This is a genomic window from Nocardioides immobilis, assembly GCF_003515065.1.
Classification (GTDB): Bacteria; Actinomycetota; Actinomycetes; order Propionibacteriales; family Nocardioidaceae; genus Nocardioides; species Nocardioides immobilis.
Genome location: NZ_QXGH01000015.1, coordinates 1 through 23,613, shown reverse-complemented (window position 1 = coordinate 23,613; position 23,613 = coordinate 1). Strand labels below are relative to the sequence as shown.

The window sequence follows — 23,613 nt, the reverse complement described above, 5'->3', positions numbered from 1 at the left end:
ACTGCGACCGGTTTGGCAGGATGTGCGTTATGCCCCCCATTGTCGACTGGCGACACGTGTCTGCAGCCGACTTCAGAGTGCCCGCCGACCGTCGGCTGTCCGACCTCACTGCCGAGCTGACCGAGCTCCTCGGCACCCCCGAGTCCGAGCTCAGGGAGCTCGCCCTCGCGGTGTTCTGCACGTGGATCGAGCGCGGCGTCTACGACGACCTGCTGCCCGGTCTGGGTGACGGGATCGCGACCGGCTTGCTCACCGGCATCGGCGAGCGGGGTACTGACAGTGTGTTCCGGCGCAGCTTCTCGGCACTCGTCGTCGCCGAGGTGATCGATCGGGACTCGCGCCGGCCGCGCGTGACCCGCGCGAAGGTCCACGAGTGGGGTGATCGGCTCGCGACCTGGTTCCTCGCCGAGCGTGACGAGCGCGGCTACGTCCAGGGCAAGGGCTGGGCGCACGCGATCGCCCACGGTGCCGACGCGTTCGGCGTACTCGCCCGCTCACCGCACTGCGGCCCGGGCGAGCTCCTGGTCGTCCTCGACGTGATCGGCGACCGGGTGACCCGGACGCCGAACGCGGTCTGGTACTCCGGCGAGGTGGACCGGCTGGCGATGGCCACGATCGAGGTGCTGCGACGCGGCCTGGTCCCCAACGAGCTGGTCGACTCCTGGCTCGAGCGGATCGCCGACGCGGCCCGGCTTCGCCGCAGCGGCCCGGAGGGCGCCGACGTCTACCTGCAGACCGGCAACGCCGCGGCGTTCCTGCGCGCCCTCTACCTCCAGCTCGCGCTCGGCCCGACGGCTCCGCCCCGCCGCACCGACCTGGTCCTGCTGCTCGTGGAGCACCTGCGGCACGCGCACCCGGCCTACCTCGGACCCACCCACCACCGCGCCGGACCTCCTGCCGCTGATTGACGGCGCTCGGTAGGTTGCCCGTCATGACCCCTGACCACGCAGAACTCGCCGGCCACGCCGGACAACTCGCCGTCGCCGTGGCCCAGGCACACGGCGTCGACACGATGTTCACGCTGTCGGGCGCCCACGTCTTCCCGATGTACGACGGCGCGGTGAAGGCCACCGAGGAGGGGCGGCCGATGCGGCTGGTCGACGTCCGCCACGAGCAGACGGCGGCTTTCGCGGCCGAGGCCACCGGCAAGCTCACGCGGGTGCCCGGTCTCGCCGTGCTGACCGCCGGCCCCGGGGTCACCAACGGCGTGAGCGCGATGGCGCAGGCCCGGTTCTCCGGCTCGCCGATGGTCGTGGTCGGCGGACGAGCGCCGAACAACCGCTGGGGGTCCGGCGCACTGCAGGAGATCGACCACCTGCCGATCGTCGGGCCGGTGACCAAGCACGCGGCCACGCTGATGACGGCGAACGACGTCGCCGCCGGCTTCCACGACGCGTTCACGGCGGCGCGGTCCTCCCACCGCGGACCGACGTACGTCGACGTGCCCCTCGACGAGTTCTTCAACGTCGGCACCGGGCTGGTGCCGACCGTCGGCGCCGACGCCGGCCGCGGTGCCGAGCCCGACAGCGACGCGATCGACCGGATCGCCGGGCTGATCGCGGGGGCCGTGCACCCGCTGCTCATCCTCGGCACCGACGTCTGGGCCGACGGCGCCGAGGAGGCCGCGCTGCGGTTCGTCGAGGCGATCGGCGTCCCGGCGATCACCAACGGGATGGGACGCGGCGTGATCCCCGGCGGTCACCCGCTGCTGGTGACGAAGGCGCGGGGCGCCGCCATCGGCGGCGCCGACCTGGTGGTCGTGGTCGGCACCCCGCTGGACTTCCGTCTCGGCTTCGGGGTGTTCGGCGGCAAGGACGGTGGGGAGCCGGCGCAGGTCGTGCACATCGCCGACTCCCCGGACCAGGTCGCCACCCACGCCGCGCTCGCGGCATCGGTGAGCGGCGACCTGACCGCGGTCTTCGACGGCCTGCAGAAGGCGCTCGACCCTGGCGCACGGCCGGACCTGTCCGGCTGGGTCTCGGGCCTCCGCGACACGGTCGCGGCGACGAACGCCCGCGACGCCGAGCTGCTGCAGGCCGAGGCCGACCCCGTGCACCCCGCGCGGATCTACGGCGAGCTGGTCCCGCGGCTCGCCGACGACGCGGTCGTGATTGGCGACGGCGGTGACTTCGTGTCGTTCGCGGGCAAGTTCGTCGAGCCGAAGCGGCCCGGCTGCTGGCTCGACCCCGGGCCTTACGGCTGCCTCGGCGCAGGACTCGGCGCCGCCATCGGCGCGCGGATCGCCCGCCCGTCGTCGCAGGTGGTGCTGCTCCTCGGCGACGGCGCCGCCGGGTTCTCGCTGATGGACGTCGACACTCTCGTCCGGCACAACCTGCCGGTCGTCATGGTCATGGGCAACAACTCGGCCTGGGGCCTGGAGAAGGGCCCGATGCAGATGCTCTACGGCTACGACGTCGTGGCCGACCTTGCTCCCCGGACCGCCTACGACAGCGTCGTCTCGGCGCTCGGCGGCGCCGGCGAGACTGTCACTGACCCCAAGCAGATCGGCCCTGCGCTGGACCGGGCGTTCGCCGCAGGCGCGCCGTACCTCGTCAACGTGATCACCGACGTCAACGCGGCCTACCCGCGCAACACGCTCGGCATCTGAGGACGGAGCGATGACGCAGGTGCCGTCGGCCGAGGCCGCGATCCCCTTCACCGTCACCGGCGACGACACGGCGGCCGCGGTCGGGTCCGGCAGCCTGCCCGTGCTCGGCACGCCGCGGCTGCTCGCGTGGTGCGAGGCCGCGACCTGCGCGGCGCTCGACCCGCTGCTCGGGCCCGGCGAGACCAGCGTCGGCACCCGGATCCAGCTCGAGCACCTCGCGCCGAGCACGGTCGGCCAGCAGGTCGAGGTGACGGCCCGGCTGGCGTACGTCGACGGCCGGCTCCGCCGGTTCTCGGTCGCCGCGCGCAACCTCGGGCCTGAAGGTCCGGGCGCGCTGGTGGGCAGTGGCGAGATCACCCGGGTGGTCGTCGACGCCGACCGCTTCCTGGCCCGGATTTCGGGCTGAACGGCTGGACTGAGAGACTGGGGCGTTATCCGACTCCAGGAGGAACCATGGGCAAGACCGGCCGCAAGCGCCGCGCACGCCGCAAGAAGGGCGCGAACCACGGCAAGCGCCCCAACGCGTAATTGCGCGAACGAGACTGAGCCCCCGGACCTTCGCGGTCACGGGGGCTTCGTCGTTCCCGGCCTACTTCGGCTGGGGGAACTGTGACTTCATCGCGAGGTCCCACGCCCGGTCCGGCATCACCCGGCGGCCGATGATCGCGCCGTACGCCGACGGGGTGACCAGGTAGCGCGCCCGCGGGTTCGTCTTGGTGAGGGCCTTCTCGATGGTCTTGGCCACCACCTCGGGCGGGCCGCCGAACTTGGCCATCGGGCCGTCGTACGCCTCGGAGGTGGACTTCATGACGGCCTCGTTGAAGGCGGCGTACGGTCCCTCGCCCCCCACGTACTCAGACATGCCGGCGGCGACTGCGGCGTCAAAATTGGTCGTGATCAGCCCGGGCTCGACCAGGACGACCTGGATGCCGAAGCCGGCGACCTCGAACCGCAGCGCGTCGGAGAGCGCCTCGACGGCGTACTTGCTCGCGTGGTAGGCGCCGCCGCCCGGGAACGTGAGCTTGCCGCCCATCGACCCGATGTTGACGATCCGGCCGGACCGCTGCTCCCGCATGCTCGGCAGCACCAGCTGAGTCAGCCGGAGCAGACCGAAAACGTTGGTCTCGAACTGCCGGCGGACGTCGTCGACGTCGACGGACTCCAGCGCACCGGACTGGGAGTAGCCGGCGTTGTTGACCAGGGCGTCGATCCGGCCGGAGCCATCGAGCACGGCGGTCACGGCCGTGCTCATCGAGTCCTCGTCGGTCACGTCGAGGGCGAGCGTGGTGCAGCCGGCGTCGGCGAGGGCGGACAGGGTCTCGGGGCGGCGCGCGGTCGCGTAGACCTCCCAGCCACGGCGGACGAGCCGCGCGGCGGTCGCCTCGCCGATGCCGGAGGAACAACCGGTGATCAGCACGGTCTTCGTCATGCCGGGATCATCCCAGACACGCGAATCGGGAGAAATCCCCGCCGAATCCGGGCATATCCGCGCCGAGTCGGTAGAGCACGGGCCACTTGTCGTCCACAGGCCGCGCACCGACGAGGCCGTCCACAGGTGCGGGAGGTGGTCCGTCCGAGATTCCGCGCACGCGCGCAGTCTCGAGCGGTGCCGAAACCTCCACCCCAGCATCCGTTCATCGCCGCAGACCTGCCTCGACTCGGGCTCACGCACCAGGACATCGACCAGCTGACCGGCCTCGGCCTGGTGCGGCGTGTCTTCCACGGCGCCTACGTGCCGGACGGTGTGACCGACACTGTCGAGATGCGAGCCGCGCTCGCTGCCCGGCTGCTCCCGAACGGCCACGTCATCACTGGTCGTACGGCGGCGTGGCTGTACGGGATCGACACCTACGCCTGGGCGGAGCTCGACGAATCCCCTGGCATCGACGTCTGCGTCCTCCCCGGATCAGAACCCAGTCACCGCTCCGGGATCGACGGCCACAACCGCGACCTCGCTCCTCGGGACATCACCGAGCTGGAGGGAGTCCGCATCACCACTCCGCTGCGAACCGCACTGGACCTCGGCTGCCTCCTCAAACCACGCGAGGCGGTCGCAGCGCTCGATGCGTTCGCAAGGTCGCACGGCGTCACCGTTGCTCAGCTCACGGCGGAACTCCCGCGGTTCAAGGGCCGCCGAGGTGTCAGGCAGTTGCGTGCGCTCGTTCCGCTGGTCGACGGCCGCGCTGAGTCCGCCAGGGAGTCGTGGACGCGCTACGAGATCCACGTCGCCGGCCTACCGACGCCCGAACCTCAGTTCTGGATCGAGATCAACGGTGTTCCGACGTACCGGCTCGATCTGGCATATCCCCATCGGAGGATCGTGGTCGAGTACGACGGGTTCGACGCCCACGAGCGAACCCCCGACCAGAAGGAACGCGACCGCCAGCGCCGCCGATGGCTGCGGGACAACGGATGGACGATCATCATCGTCCGCAGGGGGGACTTCACCGGAGAGTCGCTCGACCGTTGGCTTGGCGAACTGCGTGACGCACTCGCCCCGTCGTACTCACCGCTGAGGAAGCTGGAGCGCGGCGCCGTTCGCGGCTGACACAGCGAATCCGGAGAAATCCGAGCCGAAACCGCGGTCTCGGCTCGGATATGGCCGGATTCGCGGCGGATTTGGCCGGATTCGCGGAAAGACCTCAGCCCTCGCTGATCCGGACCTGGATCTCCTGGATCTGGACCCGCACCCGGTCGCGGAGCTCGGACGGGGCGGTCTCGGAGCAGGACCGGGCGACGATCGCCTTGACCGTGCGCTGGAGGTCGTAGCGCTCGAGGCAGGGGTTGCAGGTGTCGATGTGGGCGCGGACGACGACGCAGTCGCCCTCCTCGAGCTCGTTGTCGATCAGTCGCATGATCCGCTCGAGGAAGTCGGCACACTCCTCGTTCGTCGGCTCGTCACCGTGCATGTGCGCCATCAGCGGCCTCCCTGGACCGGTGCGTCGCCGCCCGAGCGGACGTAGTCGGAGAGCATGTCCCGCAGCTGTCGCCGGCCGCGGTGGAGCCGGGACATGACCGTCCCGATCGGCGTTTCCATGATCTCGGCAATCTCCTTGTAGGCGAAGCCCTCCACGTCAGCGAGGTAGACGGCCAGCCGGAACTCCTCCGGGAGTCGCTGCAGCGCGTCCTTCACCTGGCTGTCGGGCAGGTGCTCGAGCGCCTGCATCTCGGCGGACTTGAGGCCGCTCGAGGTGTGCGACTCGGCGCGCGCGAGCTGCCAGTCCTCCACGTCCTCGGACATGGACTGCTGCGGCTGGCGCTGCTTCTTGCGGTACGTGTTGATGAAGGTGTTGGTCAGGATCCGGTACAACCAGGCCTTGAGGTTGGTGCCGGGCTTGAACTGGTGGAACGCCGAATAGGCCTTGGCGAAGGTCTCCTGGACGAGGTCCTCGGCGTCGGCGGGATTGCGGGTCATGCGCATCGCCGCTGAGTAGAGCTGGTCGAGGTAGGGCAGGGCGTCGCGCTCGAAGCGAGCGGCGCGCTCGGCCTGCGTCTCGGTGGCAAGGTCGACCTCACCGGGGGCGTCGCTGTCGTTGCCCGCGGTGACGTCGAGGTCAGAGGTCTCTGTCATCAGGCCCCAGCCTACGGGGGTCTCCACCCGACTGAGGTCGAGAGGGCGCTCGAGGACCGCGTTCATGTTGGGTGCAACCGGTCAGCGGGAGACTCCATTCCCGACGATCTCCCGGATCACCCACTCCAACGCCGCCTCGACCACGATGTCCATGGCGTCCTGCTGGCTGACCGACGCCCGCTTGGGTACGGCGAGGCCGTGGTCGGCGTCAGGTATGACGGCGAGGTCGGTCCGGGCCGGCAGCGGGTCGGGGAACTCCTCCGGCCGGCCGAACGGATCGTTGCCGCCCTGGATCACGAGCGTCGGCACACCGGCACCGGCGAGCTCGTCGAGCCGCGACTTCTCGGGCTTGCCCGGCGGGTGGAGCGGGAACGACAGCGCCAGGCAGCCGGCGGCGCCGAGCGCCTGGGCCGAGCGGCAGGCCGACCGGGCACCGGCGGAACGACCGCCGAGGATGATCGGCGTGCGCACCCGCACGGCGTCGACCGCGGCCCGCAGCCCGACGTCGAGGGTGGCCGGCGGGGTCGCGACCTTCCTGCCCGCGCGACGCCACGGCTGCTCGAACAGCATCACGTTGACTCCCTGGCGAGGGAGGTGGGTCGCCAGCGCGGTCAGGTCGCGCGCGTCGATGCCGCCTCCCGCGCCGTGGCTCAGCAGGACGGTCGCGATCGGTCGCGGAGCGCGCCGGGTGAGCAGGCGCCCCTCCCCGACCGGAGTCGCGATGATCCGCTCCTCGCTCTTCGTCACAGCAGGCTCTCCTCGAACGGGATCGGCTCGACCAGCTCCGGGCCGTTGTTGCGGACGTTGCCCACCGCGGTCGACACCGGGAACGCCTCGAGGCCGCCCTGCTGGGCCGGCAACAGCAGGTCCGGCAGCTGGTCCTTCGGGGTCTGCGGGTCGAGCCAGGCCGTACGACGATCCGGGGTGACCAGGAGCGGCATCCGGTCGTGGATCCGGCCGACCTCGTCGGTCGCCTCGGTGGTCAGCACCGTGCACGTCCAGCGGAACTTCTCCGGGTCGTCGTCGGCACACGTCGGGTCCTTCCAGATCTCGTAGAGGCCAGCCATCGCCAGGACGGACCCGTCCTTCGGCTTGATGAAGAACGGTTGCTTCAACGGCTTCCCCGACTTCCCCTTCTGCCGAGTCTCGTACCACTCGAAGTAGCCGTCGGCCGGCAACAGGCAGCGGCGGCTCGAGAACGCCCGGCGGAAGGCCGGCTTCTCGGCGACCGTCTCCATCCGGGCGTTGATCATCCGGCTGCCGATCGAGGGGTCCTTGGCCCAGAACGGCACCAGTCCCCAGCGCAGCACCCGGAGCTGCCGCACGGGCTCCCCGTTCGTCGTACTCCCCTCCTCGTCGTCGGGCTTGGGCACCCGGTCGAGGACGGCGTAGACCTCCTTCGTCGGCGCCACGTTGTAGTCCGGCGGCAGCGGCTGGTCGAGCCGCGGGTCCACGACCTCGAACTCCTCCGCGAGATCGTCCGGGCTCCGGCTGGATGCGTAGCGCCCACACATGGCGCTCAATCTATCGCTGCGCGGCGGGGTGGATGTGCGAGGAGTGATGGGGTAACAAGGAGGTATGGCCTTGAGCAGACTTCTCGCCCGTCCATTGCTGGGTGCGTTCTTCGTCGCCAGTGGCATCGACTCGCTGCGCAACGCCGATGCGATCGCGGTGGAGGCCAAGCCGGTCACCGACCGGGTCGTGCCACTCGTCGAACGCGCGGCTCCCAATGTTCCGATCCCGAGCGACCCGGTGACCCTGGTCCGCATCAACGGCGCCGTCCAGGTCGCCGCCGCCGCGGCCCTGGTGACCGGTCACTTCCCGCGCATCGCCTCCGGCGTCCTCGCCGCGACCCTGGTGCCGTCGACCGCGGCGCGCTACCGGTTCTGGGAGGCGTCGGACCCGGCCGAGCGCCGCGACCAGCTGACCCACTTCTTCAAGAACGTGTCGCTCACCGGCGGCCTGCTGATCGCGGCCGGTGACACCGAGGGCAAGCCGGGCCTCGCCTGGCGCGCCCGCCGCGCCGCCCACGACGCCCGCCGCGAGGTGGGACACCTCGCGCACTCCGCGAAGCGCGAGGCCAAGCTGGTCAAGGCCGAGCTGACCTGACCTCGCCCCTCTAGACTGCGGGGCGTCATGACACCTCCCGCTGTCGCGCTCGCCGACCCCTGGCCCGCGCCCTTGGCGACGGCCCCCCTCGATGCGGTGATCTCGCTGCCCGGCAGCAAGTCGCTGACCAACCGCGCGCTGGTGCTGGCGGCGCTCGCCGACGGGCCGTCCGCCGTACGACGGGCGCTGCGCTCGCGCGACACGCTGCTGATGGCGCGGGCGCTCACCGCGATGGGTGCGGAGGTCGACACCAGCGGGGACGACTGGGCGGTCACGCCTCTCGCCGCAGGAAGGTCCGTGAGCGCGGAGGTCGACTGTGGCCTGGCCGGCACCGTGATGCGGTTCGTGCCGCCGATCGCCGGCCTGGTCAGCGGGACCGTCGCGTTCGACGGCGACCCGCACATGCGGACCCGACCCATCGGCGCGGTCCTGACCGCGCTGACCGCGCTCGGGGTCGTGATCGACGACGGCGGGCGTAGATCGCTGCCGTTCACGGTGGCCGGCACCGGCCGGGTGCCGGGCGGCACCGTGGTGATCGACGCGTCGGCGTCGTCGCAGTTCGTCTCGGCGCTGCTGCTCGCGGGCGCGCGCTACGAGCACGGGGTCGACGTCCGCCACGACGGCAAGCCGATCCCCTCCCTCCCCCACATCGAGATGACGATCGCCATGCTCCGGGACCGCGGCGTCGTGGTCGACGACAGCGACGCGAACCGGTGGGCGGTCGCACCCGGGCCGATCGCGGCGCACGACGAGGCGATCGAGCCCGACCTCTCCAACGCGGCGCCGTTCCTGGCCCTGGCCGCCGTCTCCGGCGGCTCGGTCACGGTCCGAGACTGGCCGGAGACCACCACGCAGGCGGGCGACGCGCTCCGCGACCTGCTGACCCAGATGGGCTGCACGGTCGAGCGGGTCACCGAGGGACTCCGGGTCACCGGGCCGGCCGACGGCCACCGCGGGCTCGTCGGCCTCGACGCGGACCTGCACGACGTCGGCGAGCTCGCTCCGGCCGTCGCCGCCCTCTGCGCGCTCGCGTCCACGCCGTCGCACCTGCGCGGGATCGCGCACATCCGTGGCCACGAGACCGACCGGCTCGCAGCCCTCGCCACCGAGCTCGGCGCCCTGCGCGCGGACGTCACCGAGCACCCCGACGGGTTGGCGCTCCGGCCCGCTCCCCTGACCGGTGGGGTGTTCCACACGTACGCCGACCACCGGATGGCGCACGCCGGCGTGATCATCGGAGCCGCCGTGCCCGGCGTGCTGGTCGAGGACGTCGCCACCACCAGCAAGACCTTCCCCGACTTCCCCGGCTTCTGGGCCGCGCTGCTCTGAGGCTCTGGAGGTCTGGATGAGCGGACGGTACGGCGAGCACGACGTCGAGCACTACGAGCGGCCGCGCCGGCGCACCCGCCCCCGCACGAAGGAGCGCCCGTCGTATGACGACGCCGTCGACGGCAGCGTGATCACCGTCGACCGCGGCCGGTTCACCCTGCTGGTCGAGGGCCGGAGGGTGCTGGCGATGAAGGCACGGCCGCTCGGCCGCAAGGGCGTCGTGGTCGGCGACCGGGTCCGCGTGGTCGGCGACGTCACGGGCAACGACGGCAGCCTCGCGCGGATCGTCGAGGTCGCGGACCGCAGCACCGTGCTCCGTCGTACGGCGGACGACGACGACCCGATCGAGCGCGTGATCGTCGCCAACGCCACCCAACTGGTCGTCGTGACCGCTCTCGCCGACCCGGAGCCGCGGTCGCGGTGGATCGACCGGGCCCTGGTCGCGGCGTACGACGCCGGCCTGGCCCCGCTCCTCTGCCTGACCAAGGCCGACCTCGAGAACCCCGAGACGCTGCTCTCGACGTACCGCTCCCTCGGCGTCCCGTGGGTGGTGACCCACCGCGACGCCGACCGCCGGATCGTCGGACTGGCGGACCTGCAGACGCGGCTGGCCGGCCACACCAGCGTGCTCATCGGCACCAGCGGCGTCGGGAAGTCGACGCTGGTCAACGCGCTGGTACCCGACGCCCGCCGCGCGATCGGCCACGTCAACGCCGTCACCGGGCAGGGCCGGCACACCTCGACCTCGGCGATCATGCTCGAGCTGCCGGCCTCGACCACCGCTGGAGGGTGGATCGTCGACACCCCCGGCATCCGGTCCTTCGGCCTCGCCCACGTCCAGCCGGAGCACCTGATCGAGGCGTTCCCCGACCTCGACGAGATGACCGAGGAATGCCCGCGGGGCTGCACCCACGGCGACGACGAGCCCGAGTGCGGGCTCGACGAGGCGATCGCGGAGGGTACGGCGGACCCGGAGCGGGTCGCGTCGTTCCGGCGCCTGCTCGCCGCCCGGTCGGTGACCGACTACTGAGCAGCGCCGCTGTCAGCGATCGGGGAACCCTCGATGAACCAGGTTCACCCGCACTTCCCCGTTGTCCTGAGGGAAGCGCAGCCCGGGCACGGAATCGGTTCGCCGGTCCAGCCGCGGATCTGGAGCAGCCTTCCGACCTTGCCGGCGGTTGTGCACGCACGGTCGAAGACCTGCCCGTAGCCGAGCCGGACTGTGTCAGCGCCTTCGAGTGCGGCATCGAGGTCGCGCTCCATGTCGCGGTCGCGGGCCTTCGTCGAGTCGTGGAACAGGCGGCCGTCGAGCTCGACCAACTGCGCCCAGGCGGGCTTGCTGCCGCGGTAGAGGACGTCGCGGAACATCCGCCGACCGCCGGCGATGGCGGGTGCCTGTCGGATCCCCTTCGGCAGTCCGTGTGGCCGTTCGACGTTGGTCAGGTACGCGTGCTCGAGCACGGAGCAGGTGCCCTCCTCGACGTCACCCAGGATCGCCTCGAGAAACCGCCGGCGCTCGAGACGGCTGGTCGCGGCGACGGCGGCACCCAGGCGGCGAGCCGTCGTACGGCGCCCGCCGCACGCGTCAGCCAGGACGGCAATCGCGTCGAGATCGGTTCGTGCCCGGTCGGCGAGGTCGACGATCGCGTGGTCGTACCGCAGTCGCGGGGGCGTGAGGTTCCACTGGACCTGATCCGCGAACGCCCGTGCGCGCCTCGGTATGACGCCCGCCGGGGCGACCACCTTCCGCTCGTGCGCCACCACGATCGCGATCGCGCGATCCCCAGCCCTCCTTCCTGGCCCCTCGTGCGCGCGGACGGCCGACCAACCGTCCAGCGCGGCCGGCCAGCACGCGAGCACCGCTGCCCAGGCGCGCTGGTTCCAGCTCAGGTGCCCGGTGTGGTTGACGTAGACGCCGCGATGGACCTGCACCCACTCGCTGCGCCGGACCATTCGGGCAACGTCGATCGGTGTCATCCCGGCCGCCAGCGCTTGTCGCCTGGCGATCACGCCGTCCTGGAGCTCGAGCAACGCGCGGATCTCGTCCATGCGCGGGACGTTCCCGGTCGGCCCAAAGCCTCACACCTTGGTCCGCTCGGCCTGTGGATGGGAGCGTGAAGCGTCATCGGGGAACCCTCGATGAACCAGGTTCACCCGCACTTCCCCGTTGTCGGGCCGGGGGTCTACGAGCCCCAGACCGCCTGCGCGCCGGCGTCGCCGGTCATGATCGTGAGGACGACCGTGGCCAGACCGAGCGCGGCGACGGCGACCGACAGCAGGATCCGCGTGACACCCGTCCGGGTGTGCAGTGCCACCGCGGCCAGCGTCACCAGCCCGAACCCGCTCGCCACCCAGCGCAGGATGCCGCCGAGGTCCTCGTGCTTGTCGAGCTTGTCGGCGAACTCCCCGGACGCGGTGGCGAAGCGAGCGTCGCCCCTGAAGTCATCGCCCGAGAGGAAGGCGACCCACACGGTTCCGACCGCCACGACGACGGCGACGACCACCGGCCAGCGCAGCCAGTCCCGCCACCGTGGGACGACGGCGTAGCCGATGGCGGCGAGCGCGGCGATCGGTGTCAGGACCACGGCCGCATGCACGACCAGGACGTGCAGCGGCAGCCCGTTGATCTCCATGACGAAAGAATGCATCACAAGTTCCCCTACGGATGCGAGGCGCACCTGGTTCAGCCTGCGAAGGCACCCTGGCTAGGGTGACCCTCGTGGGCACCGACTACACCGACGATCTCCGCCTGGCACATCTGCTGGCTGACGACGCGGACTCGCTCACCCAAGCCCGCTACAAGGCGATCGACCTGCACGTGATGAGCAAGCCGGACCTGTCCCCGGTGACCGATGCCGACCAGGCCGTGGAGGAGTCGATCCGCCGTACTCTCTCCCGGGCTCGCAGCCGCGACGCCGTCACCGGTGAGGAGCACGGCACGTCCGGGCACTCGCAGCGGCGCTGGATCATCGACCCGATCGACGGCACCAAGAACTTCGTCCGCGGCGTGCCCGTCTGGGCCACGCTGATCGCGCTGGCCGTCGACGACGAGGTCGTGCTGGGCGTCGTGTCCGCACCGCAGCTTCAGCGCCGGTGGTGGGCCTCGACCGGCCAGGGCGCCTGGACCGGCAAGTCGCTGTTGAAGGCGACCCGCTGCCAGGTGTCCGACGTACGACGCCTCGAGGACGCCTCGTTCTCCTACGCGTCTCTCGCGGGTTGGGAGGACCGGGGACTCGGCGAGGACCTGCTGGCCCTGATGCGACGCGTGTGGCGCACCCGGGCGTACGGCGACTTCTGGTCCTACATGCTGCTCGCCGAGGGGGCCGTCGACGTGGCGGCCGAGCCCGAGCTGGAGCCCTACGACATGGCCGCGCTCGACATCATCGTCCGCGAGGCCGGTGGCCGGTTCACGTCGCTGGACGGCGTCGACGGCCCGTGGGGCGGCAACGCGCTCGCGTCCAACGGTCACCTCCACGAGGCGGCGCTGTCGTTCCTCGGCTCGGTGCCGGACGGCGACAACGACCCGGACTGGCCCTCGAGCGGTCCCGGAACCGTTTCGGACATCTGGTCCCGGAGTCCCCGCCCCGAGTAGCCTGGATCACATGCGCATCATCGAGGTCCTCAAGACCAAGCAGCACCAGGACGTCGTCACGATCTCCCCCGACGCAGGGGTGCGCGAGCTCGTCGCCACACTCGCCGAGCACAACATCGGCGCGGTCATCGTGAGCGCCGACGGGACGACGATGGACGGCATCGTGAGCGAGCGTGACGTCGTACGCCGCATGCACAGCGACGGCACCGTCATCGACAACACGGTCGGCGGCATCATGACCGAGGTCGTGAAGACCTGCACCCCCGACGACGACCTCGACGACGTGATGATGACGATGACCCAGGGCCGGTTCCGCCACATCCCGGTGTGCGACGACGAGCGCCTGGTCGGCATCGTGAGCATCGGCGACCTGGTCAAGCACAAGATCGACGAGCTGCAGTTCGAGCGCGACCAGCTCGACAACTACGTCCACCAGCGCTGAGGGTCTCGACAGCGGCCCCGGCTAGGGTTGCGGCCATGGACAAGCCTGAGATCGAGTTCTTCGACCCCGAGCCGCCCGCCGACCTGGTGGTCACCGACGTGACCGTCGGCGACGGCGCCGAGGCGACCGCCGGCAGCACCGTGTCGGTGCACTACGTGGGCGTCGCCCACTCGACCGGCGAGGAGTTCGACGCGTCGTACAACCGGGGCACGCCCCTGCAGTTCCGGCTGGGCATCGGCCAGGTCATCCAGGGCTGGGACAACGGCGTGCAGGGCATGAAGGTCGGCGGCCGCCGCCAGCTGGTCATCCCCCCGCACCTGGGCTACGGCGACGCCGGTGCCGGTGGCGTGATCAAGCCGGGCGAGACCCTGATCTTCGTCGTCGACCTGCTCGGCGTGAGCTGATCAGTAGCTGATCACCAGGGCAGGTTGTCCTGCACGTCGCCCGTCGCGACGCGTGCGGACTGGGCGGCGACCGTCACGACGTCGCCGCCCTGGAGCTGCCGGCCGCGCCGGGTCTCGACGTCGCCGTTGACGCGCACCATGCCGGCCGCCAGCAGCGGCTTGGCCTCCGAACCGGACTCGATCAGGTTCGCCAGCTTCAGGAACTGGCCGAGCTTGATGCCGCCGTCGGCGATCGGGACGTCCACGGGTTCGGGCATGTCACCAGCCTAGTGCCGCACGTCAGTGCACGGCGATGGAGACGGCGTGGATGACCACGCCGACCAGGCCACCGACGATGGTGCCGTTGATCCGGATGAACTGCAGGTCACGGCCGACGTGCAGCTCGATCCGCTTCGAGGCCTCCTTGCCGTCCCACCGCTCGATGGTGTGGGTGATGATCGCCGTGACCTCGCTGCCGTAGCGGTCGACCGCGAAGACGGCGAGGTCGGCCGCGGCCTGGTCGAGCCGGTTGCGGAGCTCGGCGTCGCTGTTGAGCCGCTGCGCGAACAGGTCGACCTCGAGCAGCAGCCGCTGGTGGACCGCCCCGGCCGGGTCATCGAGCGACTTGACCAGTGCCTCCCGGAGCGCGCTCCAGACCGCGATCGCGGTCCGGATCACCGCCGGGTGGTCGAGCACCCGCTCCTTGAGCCGCTCGGCACGCTCCTGGGTGGCCGGGTCGGTCAGCAGGTCGTTCGCGAGCTGGTGCAGCATCGAGTCCAGCGCCCGCCGGGCCCGGTGCTGCGGCTGGGCGCGGATCTCCGACAGCCACCGCACCATCTCGAGGTGCAGCCGGTTGATGACGTAGTTGTTGACGCTGTCCGGCGCCCACCACGGTGCGCGCTCGCCGAGCACCTCGTGCACGGTCTCCGGGTTGGCGATCAGCCAGTCGTGCAGCTCGTTGAGGGCGAGATCGACCAGTCCGTGGTGCAGGTCGTCCGCGAGCGCCTCCTGGAGCAGCCCGCCGAGCAGCGGCGCGACCCGCTCCTCGCGGAACCGCGGCGTCAGCGCGTCGTTGACGAGCGACTCGATGTGGTCGGGCCGCACCTTGGACAGACCGATCGCGGCGATGTCGGAGGCCTCCTCGACCACGCGCGTCGCGTTGGCCGGTACGGCGAGCCAGGTCGCGACCCGGTGCGAGATCCCGACCGACAGGATCCGCTCGCGGATGATGTCCTCCTGGAGGAAGTTCTCCCCCACGAACTGCTCCAGCCCCTTGCCGAGGTCGTCCTTGCGCTTCGGGATCAGCGCGGTGTGCGGGATCGGGATGCCGAGCGGGTGCTTGAACAGCGCGGTCACCGCGAACCAGTCGGCCATCGCACCCACCATCGACGCCTCGGCGCCGGCGTTGACGAAGCCCCAGAAGCCGTCGCGGCCGATGGTGGCCACATAGACCGCGGCGGCGAAGACCAGCAGCGACACCGCCACGGTGCGCATCCGCCGGAGCGCACTGCGGCGCGACTCGTCGGTGGCCTCTCCGGTGCGAGGGTCGGCCGGGATCGTCGGTGCTGTCACGGCGCCATTATCAACGTCGCTTCTCGCGGACCCGCTCGTCCCTCGCTCTCCGCGCTCAGACGACAACTCCCGCACCCGGCGCGTCATCCCGGGATCCGACGCGTCCGTCCGCGACCCTGGTGGGCGTGTCCTTCCCCGCACGCGTCGCTGTGGCCTGCCTTCTGGCGGGTGTGCTCACCGCCCTCGGCGGTCCGGCCGACGCCCACTCCGATGCCCACTCCGACGACCCGTCGGGCGGGCCGCGGGAGCGACACGCGGCGGGGACGCCGTACTCCACGCTCGCGATGCGCGACCTCTTCGTCGCCCGTCCCACGCTCGGGCCGCTGGAGTCGATGCTGGTCAGCGCCTTGATGGCGCGGCCCACCGACGGCAACCAGGACCCCGGCGGCGACGGCTACCGAGGTCCGGCACGCAAGCTGTGCGGCCAGCGGATCTGCGTGCACCACGCGGTCCGGGGCGCGGACGCGCCGTCGACGCGGAGATGGGTACGGCGGACGCTCCGGGTGCTCGGCAACGTCTGGGACCACGAGGTCGACGGCCTGCGCTTCCGGCCGCCGCCGTCCGACGGCCGGCGCGGTGGAGACGACCGGTTCGACGTCTACCTCGCGGACCTCGGCGACCGCGGCCTGTTCGGCTACTGCACACCGGAGCGCCGGGTGCGGGGCGAGCGGCGCGCCGCGTCCAGCTACTGCGTGCTCGACGACGACTTCAGCCGGCAGCAGTTCGGCGCCCGCCCGATCGAGAGCCTGCGGGTGACGGCGGCCCACGAGTTCTTCCACGCGATCCAGTTCGGCTACGACTTCCGCGAGGACCCGTGGCTGCTGGAGTCGACGGCCACGTGGATCGAGGAGGCGTTCGCCGACCGGGTCGACGACAACCGCCGCTACCTGCGCTTCGGCACGGTACGCCGGCCGGGCATCGCGCTCGACGACTTCGCCAACGACCGCTACGCGCACTACGGCAACTGGGCCTGGTGGGAGTACCTCACCGACCAGTACGGCGACGGCCTCGTCCGCTCGGTCTGGAACCAGGCCGACACGGTCGGGGACGCTCCCGGCCGGTCCTCGGTCAAGGCGATGAAGGCGGTGCTCGACCGGCACGCCGGCCTCCCCCGCACGCTGACGTCGTACGCCGTCGCCAACCTCTCCCCCGCCGACACCTATGCCGAAGGGGGTCGGTGGCCGGCGGCGCGGGTCGACCGGCGCGCGACACTGGACCGGTCAAGGCGCAGTGCGACCGACCGCGTCCGCATCGACCACCTGGCCGCGCGGCACGTCGCGTACGCGCCGACCCGAGACCTTCGCGGCGACCGATGGCGGCTCCGCGTGAGCGTGGACGCGCCCCGGCGGCGGGCGGAGGCGCGGGTGGTCGTGGTCCGGACCGACGGCCGGCGCACCCGGAACGCCGTACGACTCGACCGCCGTGGCGACGGCTCGCTGACCGTGGGGTTCGACACGCGGGACGTGGCGAGGGTCGTCGTCACGCTCGTCAACACGTCGACCCGCTACCGCTGTCACGAGGGCACGCTCTTCGCGTGCGGCGGCGAGCCCCGCGACGACGACGCCCGGTTCCGGGTCCGGGCGACCGTCATCCACAGGTCATCTCACTGATTGGAGTCCGGTCTAGCCAGATGGCAGGGTGGCGGTCGTGCGCCTGTCTCGGACCGCCGTTGCCCTGTTCCTGTCGATCGCTCTCGGCCTCACCCTGTACCTACCCCTGGGCCCCGCCGTCGGCGGGACCGGCGCGGCCGCCGATCCAAGCGGTGACCCGCGCTCCCTGCAGGCGAAGCAGGTCCTCGCCGACGTGCAGGCGCTCCTCGACGGGCTGACCCCCCAGCCGAGCGCCGACCCGCTCGAGGACGGCCGGTCGCTCACGCTCGCGCTGCGCGACCTGCGGGTGCTCAAGGAAGCGCTGCCGGCGGCCGAGCAGACCGAGGCCGAGCAGATCCTGATGCGTCCGGGCCAGCCGGGCGACGACTACATCACGCAGCCGCTGCCGCTCGTCCGCTGCGCGGCGGTCATCTGCGTGCACTACACCGAGCGCGGCAACCACGCCCCCCGGGGCTCCGACGGCGACCCGGCCACCACGCCGAGCTACATCCGGAAGGTGCGCCGCACCCTGCAGCACGTCAACGACAAGTACGTCGCCGCCGGCTACCGCCGCCCCAAGGCCGACGGCGGCCGGGGTGGCCAGACCGACAAGGTCGACGTCTACATCGGCGACATCGGCAACGAGGGCCTCTACGGCTACTGCACCTCCGACGACCCCAACAACCCGCGCCAGACGGGCGACTACAGCGTCTGGGCCTACTGCACGCTCGACGACGACTATGCCGCGGGCGAGTTCCCCACCAACACGCCGCTGGAGAACATGCGGGTCACTGCGGCGCACGAGTACTTCCACGCCGTGCAGTTCGGCTACGACGCCTACGAGGACGGCTGGATCCTCGAGTCGACGGCGACCTGGGCCGAGGACGAGCTGTTCGACAAGGTCAACGACAACCGCAACTACCTCGCGGACAGCCCGCTGAGCGCGCCGCGCAAGTCGCTGGACCGGTTCGGCGGCCTCTACCACTACGGCGCCTGGATCTGGTGGCGCTACCTCACCGAGGAGTTTCAGCACGAGACCGGCGGCCTGCCCGACCTGGTGCTCGACGTGTGGCGCAAGCTCGACGGGACGCCCGGTGCACCGAACCTGTACTCCACGCGCGGCCTGGCCCGGGTGCTCGTGCAGCGCGAGACCAGGCTGAAGCGAGAGTTCGCGCTGTTCTCGGCCGCCAACCGCCATCCCGCATCCGCCTACTCCGAGGGCGGTTCGCGGGCCTACCGACCGGCCGCGCCGGCCGCGTCGGTCGCCGTCGGCCCCGGCGCCAGGAACCCGGACGCGATCGACGTCCGGCGCAACCACCTGAGCTCGGCCACGGTGCGGTTCACGCCGAGGGAGACGGACCAGGACGACTGGCGGCTCAGGCTCGCCCTCGACCTGCCGCGTCCCGCACGCGGCTCGGCCGCCGTCGTACTCCTCTTCAAGCAGGGCGGGGGCGTCCGGACCGAGGTGGTCGACCTGGATGCGACCGGAGCGGCGAGGACGAGCGTCCCGTTCAGCACCGGTGCCGTACGACGGGTCGAGGTGGTGCTGGTCAACGCCAGCACACGCTTCGACTGCTGGAAGCGGACGCCGTTCTCCTGCCAGGGCGAGCCCCTGGACGACGACCGGCGACTGACGGTCGACGCGAGGGCGTTCCGCCGCTGAGCTAGACCGCGGCGGGATCGGTTTCGTCCGTAAAGCGGATGTCCGGTCAGGAAAGGGATGGCATCCTCCTCCTGTGCGATTTCCACGCTCTCTCGTAGCCCTGCCCGTTGCCCTGACCCTCGGCCTGACCCTGGCCGGGACCTCCGCGGTCGCTGACCCGCCCGACCCGCCCGGCACCAAGGCCTCCCCGGTCGGCCAGGACCACCGCGCCGAGCAGGCCGAAGAGGCGCTCGCGAACGTCGAGGACATCCTCGCGGGTCACGCCGCCCGGCGCGGCGGCTCCTCCTCCGGCGAAGATCTCACCATCGCCCTGCAGCAGCTGCGCGTCCTCAAGGACGCTCTGTCTCCGGCCGATCAGGAGAAGGCCCGGCCCTACTTCCTCTACCGTCCTGGAGATCCGGGCGACCCCTACATCCCGGGTGCCCTGCCGCTGCAGAAGTGCTCCACCGACATCTGCGTGCACTACACCGAGACCGGCAACAACGCGCCGAATGGCTCGGACGGAGACGCGGCCACCACGCCGCCGTACATCAACCTGGTGCGCGACACGATGCAGCAGATCCACGACGACTTCCTCGGCGCGGGCTACCGCCCGGAGAAGGGCGACGGCTCGATCGGCGGCGGCACCGACCGCACCGACGTCTACATCGGCGACATCGGCGACGAGGGCATCTACGGCTTCTGCAGCTCCGACGACCCCAACGATCCCGCCGTCACGAGCGACTACAGCGTCTGGGCCTACTGCGCGCTCGACGACGACTACGACGCGTCGGAGTTCCCGACCAACACGCCGACCGAGAACATGCAGGTCACGGCGGCGCACGAGTACTTCCACGCCGTGCAGTTCGCCTACGACGGCTACGAGGACCCGTGGATCATGGAGTCGACCGCGGCCTGGGTCGAGGACGAGATGTTCGACGCCGTCGACGACAACCGGCAGTACCTGGGGAACAGCCCGCTCGGCATGCCGTTCGTCCCGCTCGACACCTTCGGCGACGGATTCCACTACGGCACCTGGATCTGGTGGCGCTACCTCACCGAGAAGTTCCCCGCCAAGGTGGGCAAGCTGCCCAAGCTGGTGCTGGACGTGTGGAAGCGACTCGATGGCACTCCCAGCGCCGCCGACGACTACTCCACCCAGGGCATGTCACGGGTGCTCGCCGCCCGCAACACGAGCCTGAAGCGCGAGCTCCAGCTCTTCTCTGCGGCCAACCGCCACCCGCGCACCGTGTACTCCGAGGGCAATGCGTACTCCGCGTCGCCGACCGGCCTGACCCTCGGGTTCAACCGCGCGCAGCGGAAGGGTGCTAACTACGCCCCCGCCCACCTGGCCTCCGGCACCGTTCGGCTGAACCCCAACGGCCTCAGCCAGCGCGACTGGAAGCTGCGGTTGGCGTTCGACGCGCCGAAGCCCACGCGCGGCGGCGCCTTCGTGGTCGTCGTCTACAAGAGGGGCGGCGGGATCACGACCTCGATCGCCCAGCTGAACCCGACCGGTGGCGGTGGCAAGACCGTGCCGTTCAGCAGCCGGACCGTCGACCACGTCGACGTGATCTTCGTGAACACCAGCGCCCGCTTCGACTGCTGGCAGGAGGCGACGCCGTACTCCTGCTTCGGCGGGATCCCGCTCGACGACGGCCTCAAGTCGGCCTTCACCGCGAGGTCGTTCCGCTCCTGAGGATCAGCGCGGCGACGTACTAGCCGCGAACGTGTCGACCGACGCCAGGTCGTAGGACCCGGCGTCGGTCGACATGCCTTGGGCGACCTGTGCCGCGGTCGCGCAGCCGAGGGTGGCGGCGGCCACCAGGTCGCGGCCCTCGGCGCGGCCGAGCAGGAAGCCGGCGGAGAACGCGTCGCCGCAGCCGGTCGTGTCGACCACGTCGATGGCGAAGGCCGGCACCCAGGCGGTCTCGTCCGCGGTCGCGACGTACGCCCCTCGCGCGCCGGCGGTGACAGCCACGCAGCCGACGCCCTTGTCCAGCAGCGCCTGCGCGCCCTCCTCGAGGGTGGCCGTCGCCGTCAGCCCGAGGAGCTGTTCGTCGTTGGGCAGGAACAGGTCGACGAGCGGCAGGCAGTCGGCGATCGCGTCCAGCCACATCGGCTCACCAGGCGCCAGCATGTCGATCGATGTGGTGACGCCGGCGCTCCGCGCCGCTTCGAGTACGGCGACCGCGCCCTCGCCGAGGAACTCCGGTCCCCCGACGTGCACGTGGTCGGCCGCCCGCACCAGGTCGAGGTCGATGTCGTCGAGGGTGAGGCTGCCGTTGGCACCGATGCAGTGCCAGGCCGGGCGGTCGCCGTTGCCGTTGATCGGCAACACGCTGGCCGAGGTCTGGACGCCCTGCTTCGTCGCGATCCGCGCGGTGTCGACGCCGTTGGCCTGCAGCAGCCCGAGCAGCGTGGCCCCGAGCGGGTCGTCGCCGACGGCGGCGACGCTGGTGACCTCGGCCCCGAGCTTGCTGAGCACCACCGCAGTCCCACCTGCAGTGCCGGCGGGCGACATCCGGATGGTGTCGACGAGTGCTCCGCTCGACCCCTCCGGGATGCTGTCGACGGTCGCGACGTGGATGTCGAGCACGTGCACCCCGACGCAGACGACCTTGGTCATGCTGATCCCTCCTCCGGCGACTGCTGGACAGTGCCGTAGTTCCGCGCGATCGCCGCTGCGACCACGTCCTCCTGCTGCTTGCGGGTGAGCGTGTCCGGCCGGCCCATCACGACAGCGTCGCGGTAGACGGTGCAGAGCCACTCGAGGAGCAGCGAGTTCTCCACCGCCTTGTCGAGCGTCGGGCCGATCGCCACCGCCCCGTGGTTGGCCATCAGGGCGGCGGTCCGGTTCTCGAGCGCGGCCACCACCTTGGCGGCGAGCGCGGGCGTGCCGAAGGTGGCGTACCGCGCGACCCGGATCGCGCCGCCGAGCAGCAGCTGCTGGTAGTGGATGACCGGGATCTCGCTGAGGGAGATCGACGCGGCCGTGCTGACCGGGGCATGGGTGTGCACGACGGCGGCGACGTCGTACTTCTCGTAGAGCGCGAGGTGGAGGTAGACCTCCGACGTCGGCACCAGCCCGCCACCGACCTGGTTGCCGGCGAGGTCGACCTCGACCACCTGGTCCTCGGTGAGGTCGCCGAGCACCGCACCGGTCGGGGTGACCGCGACCCGGTCGCCCTCCCGCACGCTCACGTTGCCGGCGGTTCCGATGAGCAGGCCCTCGGCGGCCAGCCGGTGACAGGCATTGACCAGTTGTCGCTTCGCGTCGTCCGTGACCACAGCAGGACAATAGACCTACAGCTTGGTCCCCGGTGGCTACCGTGGGAACGGTGACCACTCCGACGTACGAGCTGAACGACGGCCGCACCATCCCCGCGATCGGTTTCGGGACCTACCCGCTGCGTGGTTCCGAGGCGGTGGAGGCGGTGGTGAGCGCGATCGAGGTCGGCTACCGACTGATCGACACGGCGGTGAACTACGAGAACGAGGCGTCGGTCGGCGAGGCGCTCAAACGTGCCGGACTGCCGCGCGAGGAGCTGTTCGTCACCAGCAAGCTGCCCGGCCGGCACCACGCGTACGACGAGGCGATCGGCTCCGTCGAGGCATCCCTCGACCGGCTCGGGCTCGACTACCTGGACCTGCACCTCATCCACTGGCCGAACCCGTCGGTCGGGCTGTACGTCGAGGCTTGGCAGGCGCTCGTCGAGCTGCAGTCGCGCGGCCTGGTCCGCTCGATCGGCGTCTCGAACTTCACCCGCGCCCACCTCGACCGGATCATCGCCGAGACCGGCGTGACGCCCGTCGTGAACCAGATCGAGCTGCATCCCGCGTTCCCGCAGCCGGAGATGCGCGCTGCCCAGGCCGAGCTGGGCGTGCTGACCGAGGCCTGGAGCCCGCTCGGCAAGCGTGCGGCGCCGTACGGCGAGCCGCCGGTGGTCGCGGCCGCTTCCCGTCTGGGCGTCACCCCGGCGCAGGTCATCCTGCGGTGGCACGTGGAGCTCGGGTCGCTCCCGATCCCGAAGTCGTCCTCGGCCATCCGCCAGGCGCAGAACCTCGACGTCTTCGAGTTCTCGCTCACACCCGACGAGGTCGCTGCGATCACGGCCCTGGGGCAGACGGACGGCCGGCTGTTCGGCGGCGACCCGGACTTGCACGAGGAGATGTAGGCGGTCGACGGGCGGCGGGGGCGGGGCTGGGTCGTGTGCCGGACAGGACCACGAACAGGCCACAAGGATGCGATCTTGCGTTGCCTGGTGACTCAGAATCAAACGCTTGCGGGTGAGCCGGGTCGTTCTCAGCCTGCGTGGCCGACGAGGGTCGGGCGGGCCTCGATGGCCCGGAGTCCCACCGGTTCGCCGGTGATCGTCGCGGTCCCGCTCACCGGCTGCCACGGACCGCTGCCGACCCGCCACTCCGCTGCGTACGTCGTGTCGACACGCGGCCGGTAGGCGCGCTTCGCGAGGTAGTTGTGGGTGATCTCGAGGTCGGGGAACTGCGCGCCGGGCGACGTCGTGGTCTCGCTCTCCCCGTCGCCGTAGTGCCAGGTCCAGCTCTCCGCCCAGATCCGCAGCTCGACCCGTTGCCCGAGGAGGCGGAGGGTGCGGGTGAAGGGCTGGCCGTCCGCTGTGAAGAAGTTGGTCTCGAACACCAATAATCCTTATTATGCCCTCTATGGGAGCACCGCGCGCAGCCGCAATCTACGCCCGCATTTCTAGCGACCCCGCCGAGACGCGCGCCGGGGTTGACCGTCAGCGGCGAGACTGC

At 71.1% G+C, this 23,613-nt stretch carries 27 protein-coding genes; 15 read left to right on the top strand and 12 right to left on the bottom strand.

The features are described 5' to 3' along the window. The first annotated feature begins 29 nt into the window (after positions 1–29). The 4 genes from D0Z08_RS11445 to D0Z08_RS33725 are packed head-to-tail and all read left to right on the top strand — an operon-like array spanning position 30 to position 3,136. Positions 30–908, top strand: a complete 879-nt coding sequence (locus D0Z08_RS11445) for a DUF2785 domain-containing protein (RefSeq protein ID WP_118925380.1) — start codon at positions 30–32, stop codon at positions 906–908. Between the two features lie 23 nt (positions 909–931). Next, complete coding sequence (locus D0Z08_RS11440) at positions 932–2,608, top strand: acetolactate synthase (protein WP_118925379.1); 1,677 nt, start codon at positions 932–934, stop codon at positions 2,606–2,608. A gap of 10 nt (positions 2,609–2,618) precedes the next feature. Next, positions 2,619–3,014 carry a thioesterase family protein gene (locus D0Z08_RS11435; protein WP_118925378.1) on the top strand — a complete coding sequence of 132 codons (396 nt, stop codon included), beginning with the start codon at positions 2,619–2,621 and terminating at the stop codon, positions 3,012–3,014. A 47-nt stretch (positions 3,015–3,061) separates the two neighbouring features. After that, positions 3,062–3,136 carry a 50S ribosomal protein bL37 gene (locus tag D0Z08_RS33725; protein WP_369797015.1) on the top strand — a complete coding sequence of 25 codons (75 nt, stop codon included), beginning with the start codon at positions 3,062–3,064 and terminating at the stop codon, positions 3,134–3,136. Positions 3,137–3,197: 61 nt separating this feature from the next. Here the strand turns inward: D0Z08_RS33725 and D0Z08_RS11430 are convergent, their stop codons facing one another. Then, complete coding sequence (locus tag D0Z08_RS11430; RefSeq protein ID WP_118925377.1) at positions 3,198–4,037, bottom strand: oxidoreductase; 840 nt, start codon at positions 4,035–4,037, stop codon at positions 3,198–3,200. 177 nt (positions 4,038–4,214) lie between these two features. Here D0Z08_RS11430 and D0Z08_RS11425 point away from each other — a divergent pair, with 177 nt between their 5' ends. Beyond that, the gene (locus D0Z08_RS11425) at positions 4,215–5,156 is read left to right on the top strand and encodes a DUF559 domain-containing protein (RefSeq protein ID WP_118925376.1); all 942 of its coding nucleotides are present in this window, start codon (positions 4,215–4,217) and stop codon (positions 5,154–5,156) included. Positions 5,157–5,250: 94 nt separating this feature from the next. Here D0Z08_RS11425 and rsrA read toward each other — a convergent pair whose 3' ends face one another. The 4 genes from rsrA to D0Z08_RS11405 form a co-directional block, all read right to left on the bottom strand. Beyond that, positions 5,251–5,526 carry a mycothiol system anti-sigma-R factor gene (gene rsrA / locus D0Z08_RS11420; RefSeq protein WP_118925375.1) on the bottom strand — a complete coding sequence of 92 codons (276 nt, stop codon included), beginning with the start codon at positions 5,524–5,526 and terminating at the stop codon, positions 5,251–5,253. After that, positions 5,526–6,179, bottom strand: coding sequence for a sigma-70 family RNA polymerase sigma factor (locus D0Z08_RS11415; protein ID WP_245993883.1), 654 nt, complete (start codon positions 6,177–6,179; stop codon positions 5,526–5,528). The genes rsrA and D0Z08_RS11415 overlap by 1 nt, the downstream gene beginning before the upstream one ends. A gap of 81 nt (positions 6,180–6,260) precedes the next feature. Then, positions 6,261–6,926 carry an alpha/beta hydrolase family protein gene (locus tag D0Z08_RS11410; protein ID WP_220454149.1) on the bottom strand — a complete coding sequence of 222 codons (666 nt, stop codon included), beginning with the start codon at positions 6,924–6,926 and terminating at the stop codon, positions 6,261–6,263. Next, positions 6,923–7,693, bottom strand: coding sequence for an SOS response-associated peptidase (locus D0Z08_RS11405; RefSeq protein ID WP_118925373.1), 771 nt, complete (start codon positions 7,691–7,693; stop codon positions 6,923–6,925). Before D0Z08_RS11405 ends, D0Z08_RS11410 begins: the two co-directional genes overlap by 4 nt. Positions 7,694–7,757: 64 nt before the next feature. On the opposite strand from D0Z08_RS11405, the gene D0Z08_RS11400 reads away from it, so the two are divergent. Genes D0Z08_RS11400 through rsgA form a run of 3 tightly spaced genes read left to right on the top strand, consistent with a single transcriptional unit; the run spans position 7,758 to position 10,647 of the window. Next, positions 7,758–8,288: a DoxX family membrane protein gene (locus D0Z08_RS11400; protein WP_118925372.1), complete on the top strand. Its 531-nt coding sequence runs from the start codon at positions 7,758–7,760 to the stop codon at positions 8,286–8,288. Positions 8,289–8,315: 27 nt separating this feature from the next. Continuing rightward, on the top strand, positions 8,316–9,617 hold the full coding sequence (aroA, locus tag D0Z08_RS11395) for a 3-phosphoshikimate 1-carboxyvinyltransferase (protein ID WP_118925371.1): 1,302 nt from the start codon (positions 8,316–8,318) through the stop codon (positions 9,615–9,617). Positions 9,618–9,633: 16 nt separating this feature from the next. Then, on the top strand, positions 9,634–10,647 hold the full coding sequence (gene rsgA / locus D0Z08_RS11390; protein WP_118925370.1) for a ribosome small subunit-dependent GTPase A: 1,014 nt from the start codon (positions 9,634–9,636) through the stop codon (positions 10,645–10,647). 44 nt (positions 10,648–10,691) lie between these two features. On the opposite strand, the gene D0Z08_RS11385 is transcribed toward rsgA, so the two are convergent. Both D0Z08_RS11385 and D0Z08_RS11380 read right to left on the bottom strand, forming a co-directional pair. Next, positions 10,692–11,666 (bottom strand): type IV toxin-antitoxin system AbiEi family antitoxin domain-containing protein, encoded by a 975-nt coding sequence (locus tag D0Z08_RS11385; protein WP_118925369.1) that lies wholly within the window; start codon positions 11,664–11,666, stop codon positions 10,692–10,694. A 134-nt stretch (positions 11,667–11,800) separates the two neighbouring features. Further along, a complete protein-coding gene (locus D0Z08_RS11380) occupies positions 11,801–12,250 on the bottom strand; it encodes a DUF2231 domain-containing protein (protein WP_118925368.1) in 450 nt (149 codons plus the stop codon). Positions 12,251–12,336: 86 nt separating this feature from the next. Between D0Z08_RS11380 and D0Z08_RS11375 the strand changes: the two genes are divergently transcribed. Genes D0Z08_RS11375 through D0Z08_RS11365 form a run of 3 tightly spaced genes read left to right on the top strand, consistent with a single transcriptional unit; the run spans position 12,337 to position 14,055 of the window. Then, complete coding sequence (locus D0Z08_RS11375; protein WP_245993882.1) at positions 12,337–13,209, top strand: inositol monophosphatase family protein; 873 nt, start codon at positions 12,337–12,339, stop codon at positions 13,207–13,209. A 10-nt stretch (positions 13,210–13,219) separates the two neighbouring features. Next, on the top strand, positions 13,220–13,651 hold the full coding sequence (locus D0Z08_RS11370; protein ID WP_118925366.1) for a CBS domain-containing protein: 432 nt from the start codon (positions 13,220–13,222) through the stop codon (positions 13,649–13,651). 35 nt (positions 13,652–13,686) lie between these two features. Beyond that, positions 13,687–14,055 (top strand): FKBP-type peptidyl-prolyl cis-trans isomerase, encoded by a 369-nt coding sequence (locus tag D0Z08_RS11365; RefSeq protein WP_118925365.1) that lies wholly within the window; start codon positions 13,687–13,689, stop codon positions 14,053–14,055. Positions 14,056–14,066: 11 nt separating this feature from the next. On the opposite strand, the gene D0Z08_RS11360 is transcribed toward D0Z08_RS11365, so the two are convergent. Together D0Z08_RS11360 and D0Z08_RS11355 are read right to left on the bottom strand one after the other, a co-directional pair. Next, entirely contained in the window at positions 14,067–14,312 is a 246-nt protein-coding gene (locus tag D0Z08_RS11360) for an RNA-binding S4 domain-containing protein (protein WP_118925364.1), read from the bottom strand. A 22-nt stretch (positions 14,313–14,334) separates the two neighbouring features. Further along, the gene (locus D0Z08_RS11355; RefSeq protein ID WP_245993881.1) at positions 14,335–15,606 is read right to left on the bottom strand and encodes a DUF445 domain-containing protein; all 1,272 of its coding nucleotides are present in this window, start codon (positions 15,604–15,606) and stop codon (positions 14,335–14,337) included. 125 nt (positions 15,607–15,731) lie between these two features. Between D0Z08_RS11355 and D0Z08_RS11350 the strand changes: the two genes are divergently transcribed. From D0Z08_RS11350 to D0Z08_RS11340, 3 genes are all read left to right on the top strand, one after another. Next, a complete protein-coding gene (locus tag D0Z08_RS11350; protein WP_147381411.1) occupies positions 15,732–17,216 on the top strand; it encodes an MXAN_6640 family putative metalloprotease in 1,485 nt (494 codons plus the stop codon). Positions 17,217–17,253: 37 nt separating this feature from the next. Beyond that, positions 17,254–18,858, top strand: a complete 1,605-nt coding sequence (locus D0Z08_RS11345) for an MXAN_6640 family putative metalloprotease (protein ID WP_147381410.1) — start codon at positions 17,254–17,256, stop codon at positions 18,856–18,858. Between the two features lie 73 nt (positions 18,859–18,931). Beyond that, positions 18,932–20,536, top strand: coding sequence for an MXAN_6640 family putative metalloprotease (locus D0Z08_RS11340; RefSeq protein ID WP_118925360.1), 1,605 nt, complete (start codon positions 18,932–18,934; stop codon positions 20,534–20,536). Positions 20,537–20,539: 3 nt separating this feature from the next. Here the strand turns inward: D0Z08_RS11340 and D0Z08_RS11335 are convergent, their stop codons facing one another. Both D0Z08_RS11335 and D0Z08_RS11330 read right to left on the bottom strand, forming a co-directional pair. Next, on the bottom strand, positions 20,540–21,466 hold the full coding sequence (locus D0Z08_RS11335; RefSeq protein WP_118925359.1) for a carbohydrate kinase family protein: 927 nt from the start codon (positions 21,464–21,466) through the stop codon (positions 20,540–20,542). Then, on the bottom strand, positions 21,463–22,128 hold the full coding sequence (locus D0Z08_RS11330; RefSeq protein ID WP_118925358.1) for a class II aldolase/adducin family protein: 666 nt from the start codon (positions 22,126–22,128) through the stop codon (positions 21,463–21,465). Before D0Z08_RS11330 ends, D0Z08_RS11335 begins: the two co-directional genes overlap by 4 nt. Positions 22,129–22,178: 50 nt before the next feature. Here D0Z08_RS11330 and D0Z08_RS11325 point away from each other — a divergent pair, with 50 nt between their 5' ends. Then, positions 22,179–23,015 (top strand): aldo/keto reductase, encoded by an 837-nt coding sequence (locus D0Z08_RS11325; protein ID WP_118925544.1) that lies wholly within the window; start codon positions 22,179–22,181, stop codon positions 23,013–23,015. Positions 23,016–23,143: 128 nt separating this feature from the next. Here D0Z08_RS11325 and D0Z08_RS11320 read toward each other — a convergent pair whose 3' ends face one another. Beyond that, a complete protein-coding gene (locus D0Z08_RS11320; RefSeq protein WP_118925357.1) occupies positions 23,144–23,497 on the bottom strand; it encodes a hypothetical protein in 354 nt (117 codons plus the stop codon). Between the last annotated feature and the right edge of the window lie 116 nt (positions 23,498–23,613).

Coding starts and splice junctions, on each gene's coding strand:
- D0Z08_RS11415 (WP_245993883.1), bottom strand. CDS start 6,179: ATGACAGAGACCTCTGACCTCGACGTCACCGCGGGCAACGACAGCGAC.
- D0Z08_RS11370 (WP_118925366.1), top strand. CDS start 13,220: ATGCGCATCATCGAGGTCCTCAAGACCAAGCAGCACCAGGACGTCGTC.
- D0Z08_RS11380 (WP_118925368.1), bottom strand. CDS start 12,250: ATGGAGATCAACGGGCTGCCGCTGCACGTCCTGGTCGTGCATGCGGCC.
- D0Z08_RS11400 (WP_118925372.1), top strand. CDS start 7,758: ATGGCCTTGAGCAGACTTCTCGCCCGTCCATTGCTGGGTGCGTTCTTC.
- rsgA (WP_118925370.1), top strand. CDS start 9,634: ATGAGCGGACGGTACGGCGAGCACGACGTCGAGCACTACGAGCGGCCG.
- D0Z08_RS11365 (WP_118925365.1), top strand. CDS start 13,687: ATGGACAAGCCTGAGATCGAGTTCTTCGACCCCGAGCCGCCCGCCGAC.
- rsrA (WP_118925375.1), bottom strand. CDS start 5,526: ATGGCGCACATGCACGGTGACGAGCCGACGAACGAGGAGTGTGCCGAC.
- D0Z08_RS11360 (WP_118925364.1), bottom strand. CDS start 14,312: ATGCCCGAACCCGTGGACGTCCCGATCGCCGACGGCGGCATCAAGCTC.
- D0Z08_RS11445 (WP_118925380.1), top strand. CDS start 30: ATGCCCCCCATTGTCGACTGGCGACACGTGTCTGCAGCCGACTTCAGA.
- D0Z08_RS11435 (WP_118925378.1), top strand. CDS start 2,619: ATGACGCAGGTGCCGTCGGCCGAGGCCGCGATCCCCTTCACCGTCACC.
- D0Z08_RS11335 (WP_118925359.1), bottom strand. CDS start 21,466: ATGACCAAGGTCGTCTGCGTCGGGGTGCACGTGCTCGACATCCACGTC.
- D0Z08_RS11405 (WP_118925373.1), bottom strand. CDS start 7,693: ATGTGTGGGCGCTACGCATCCAGCCGGAGCCCGGACGATCTCGCGGAG.
- aroA (WP_118925371.1), top strand. CDS start 8,316: ATGACACCTCCCGCTGTCGCGCTCGCCGACCCCTGGCCCGCGCCCTTG.
- D0Z08_RS11440 (WP_118925379.1), top strand. CDS start 932: ATGACCCCTGACCACGCAGAACTCGCCGGCCACGCCGGACAACTCGCC.
- D0Z08_RS11385 (WP_118925369.1), bottom strand. CDS start 11,666: ATGGACGAGATCCGCGCGTTGCTCGAGCTCCAGGACGGCGTGATCGCC.
- D0Z08_RS11430 (WP_118925377.1), bottom strand. CDS start 4,037: ATGACGAAGACCGTGCTGATCACCGGTTGTTCCTCCGGCATCGGCGAG.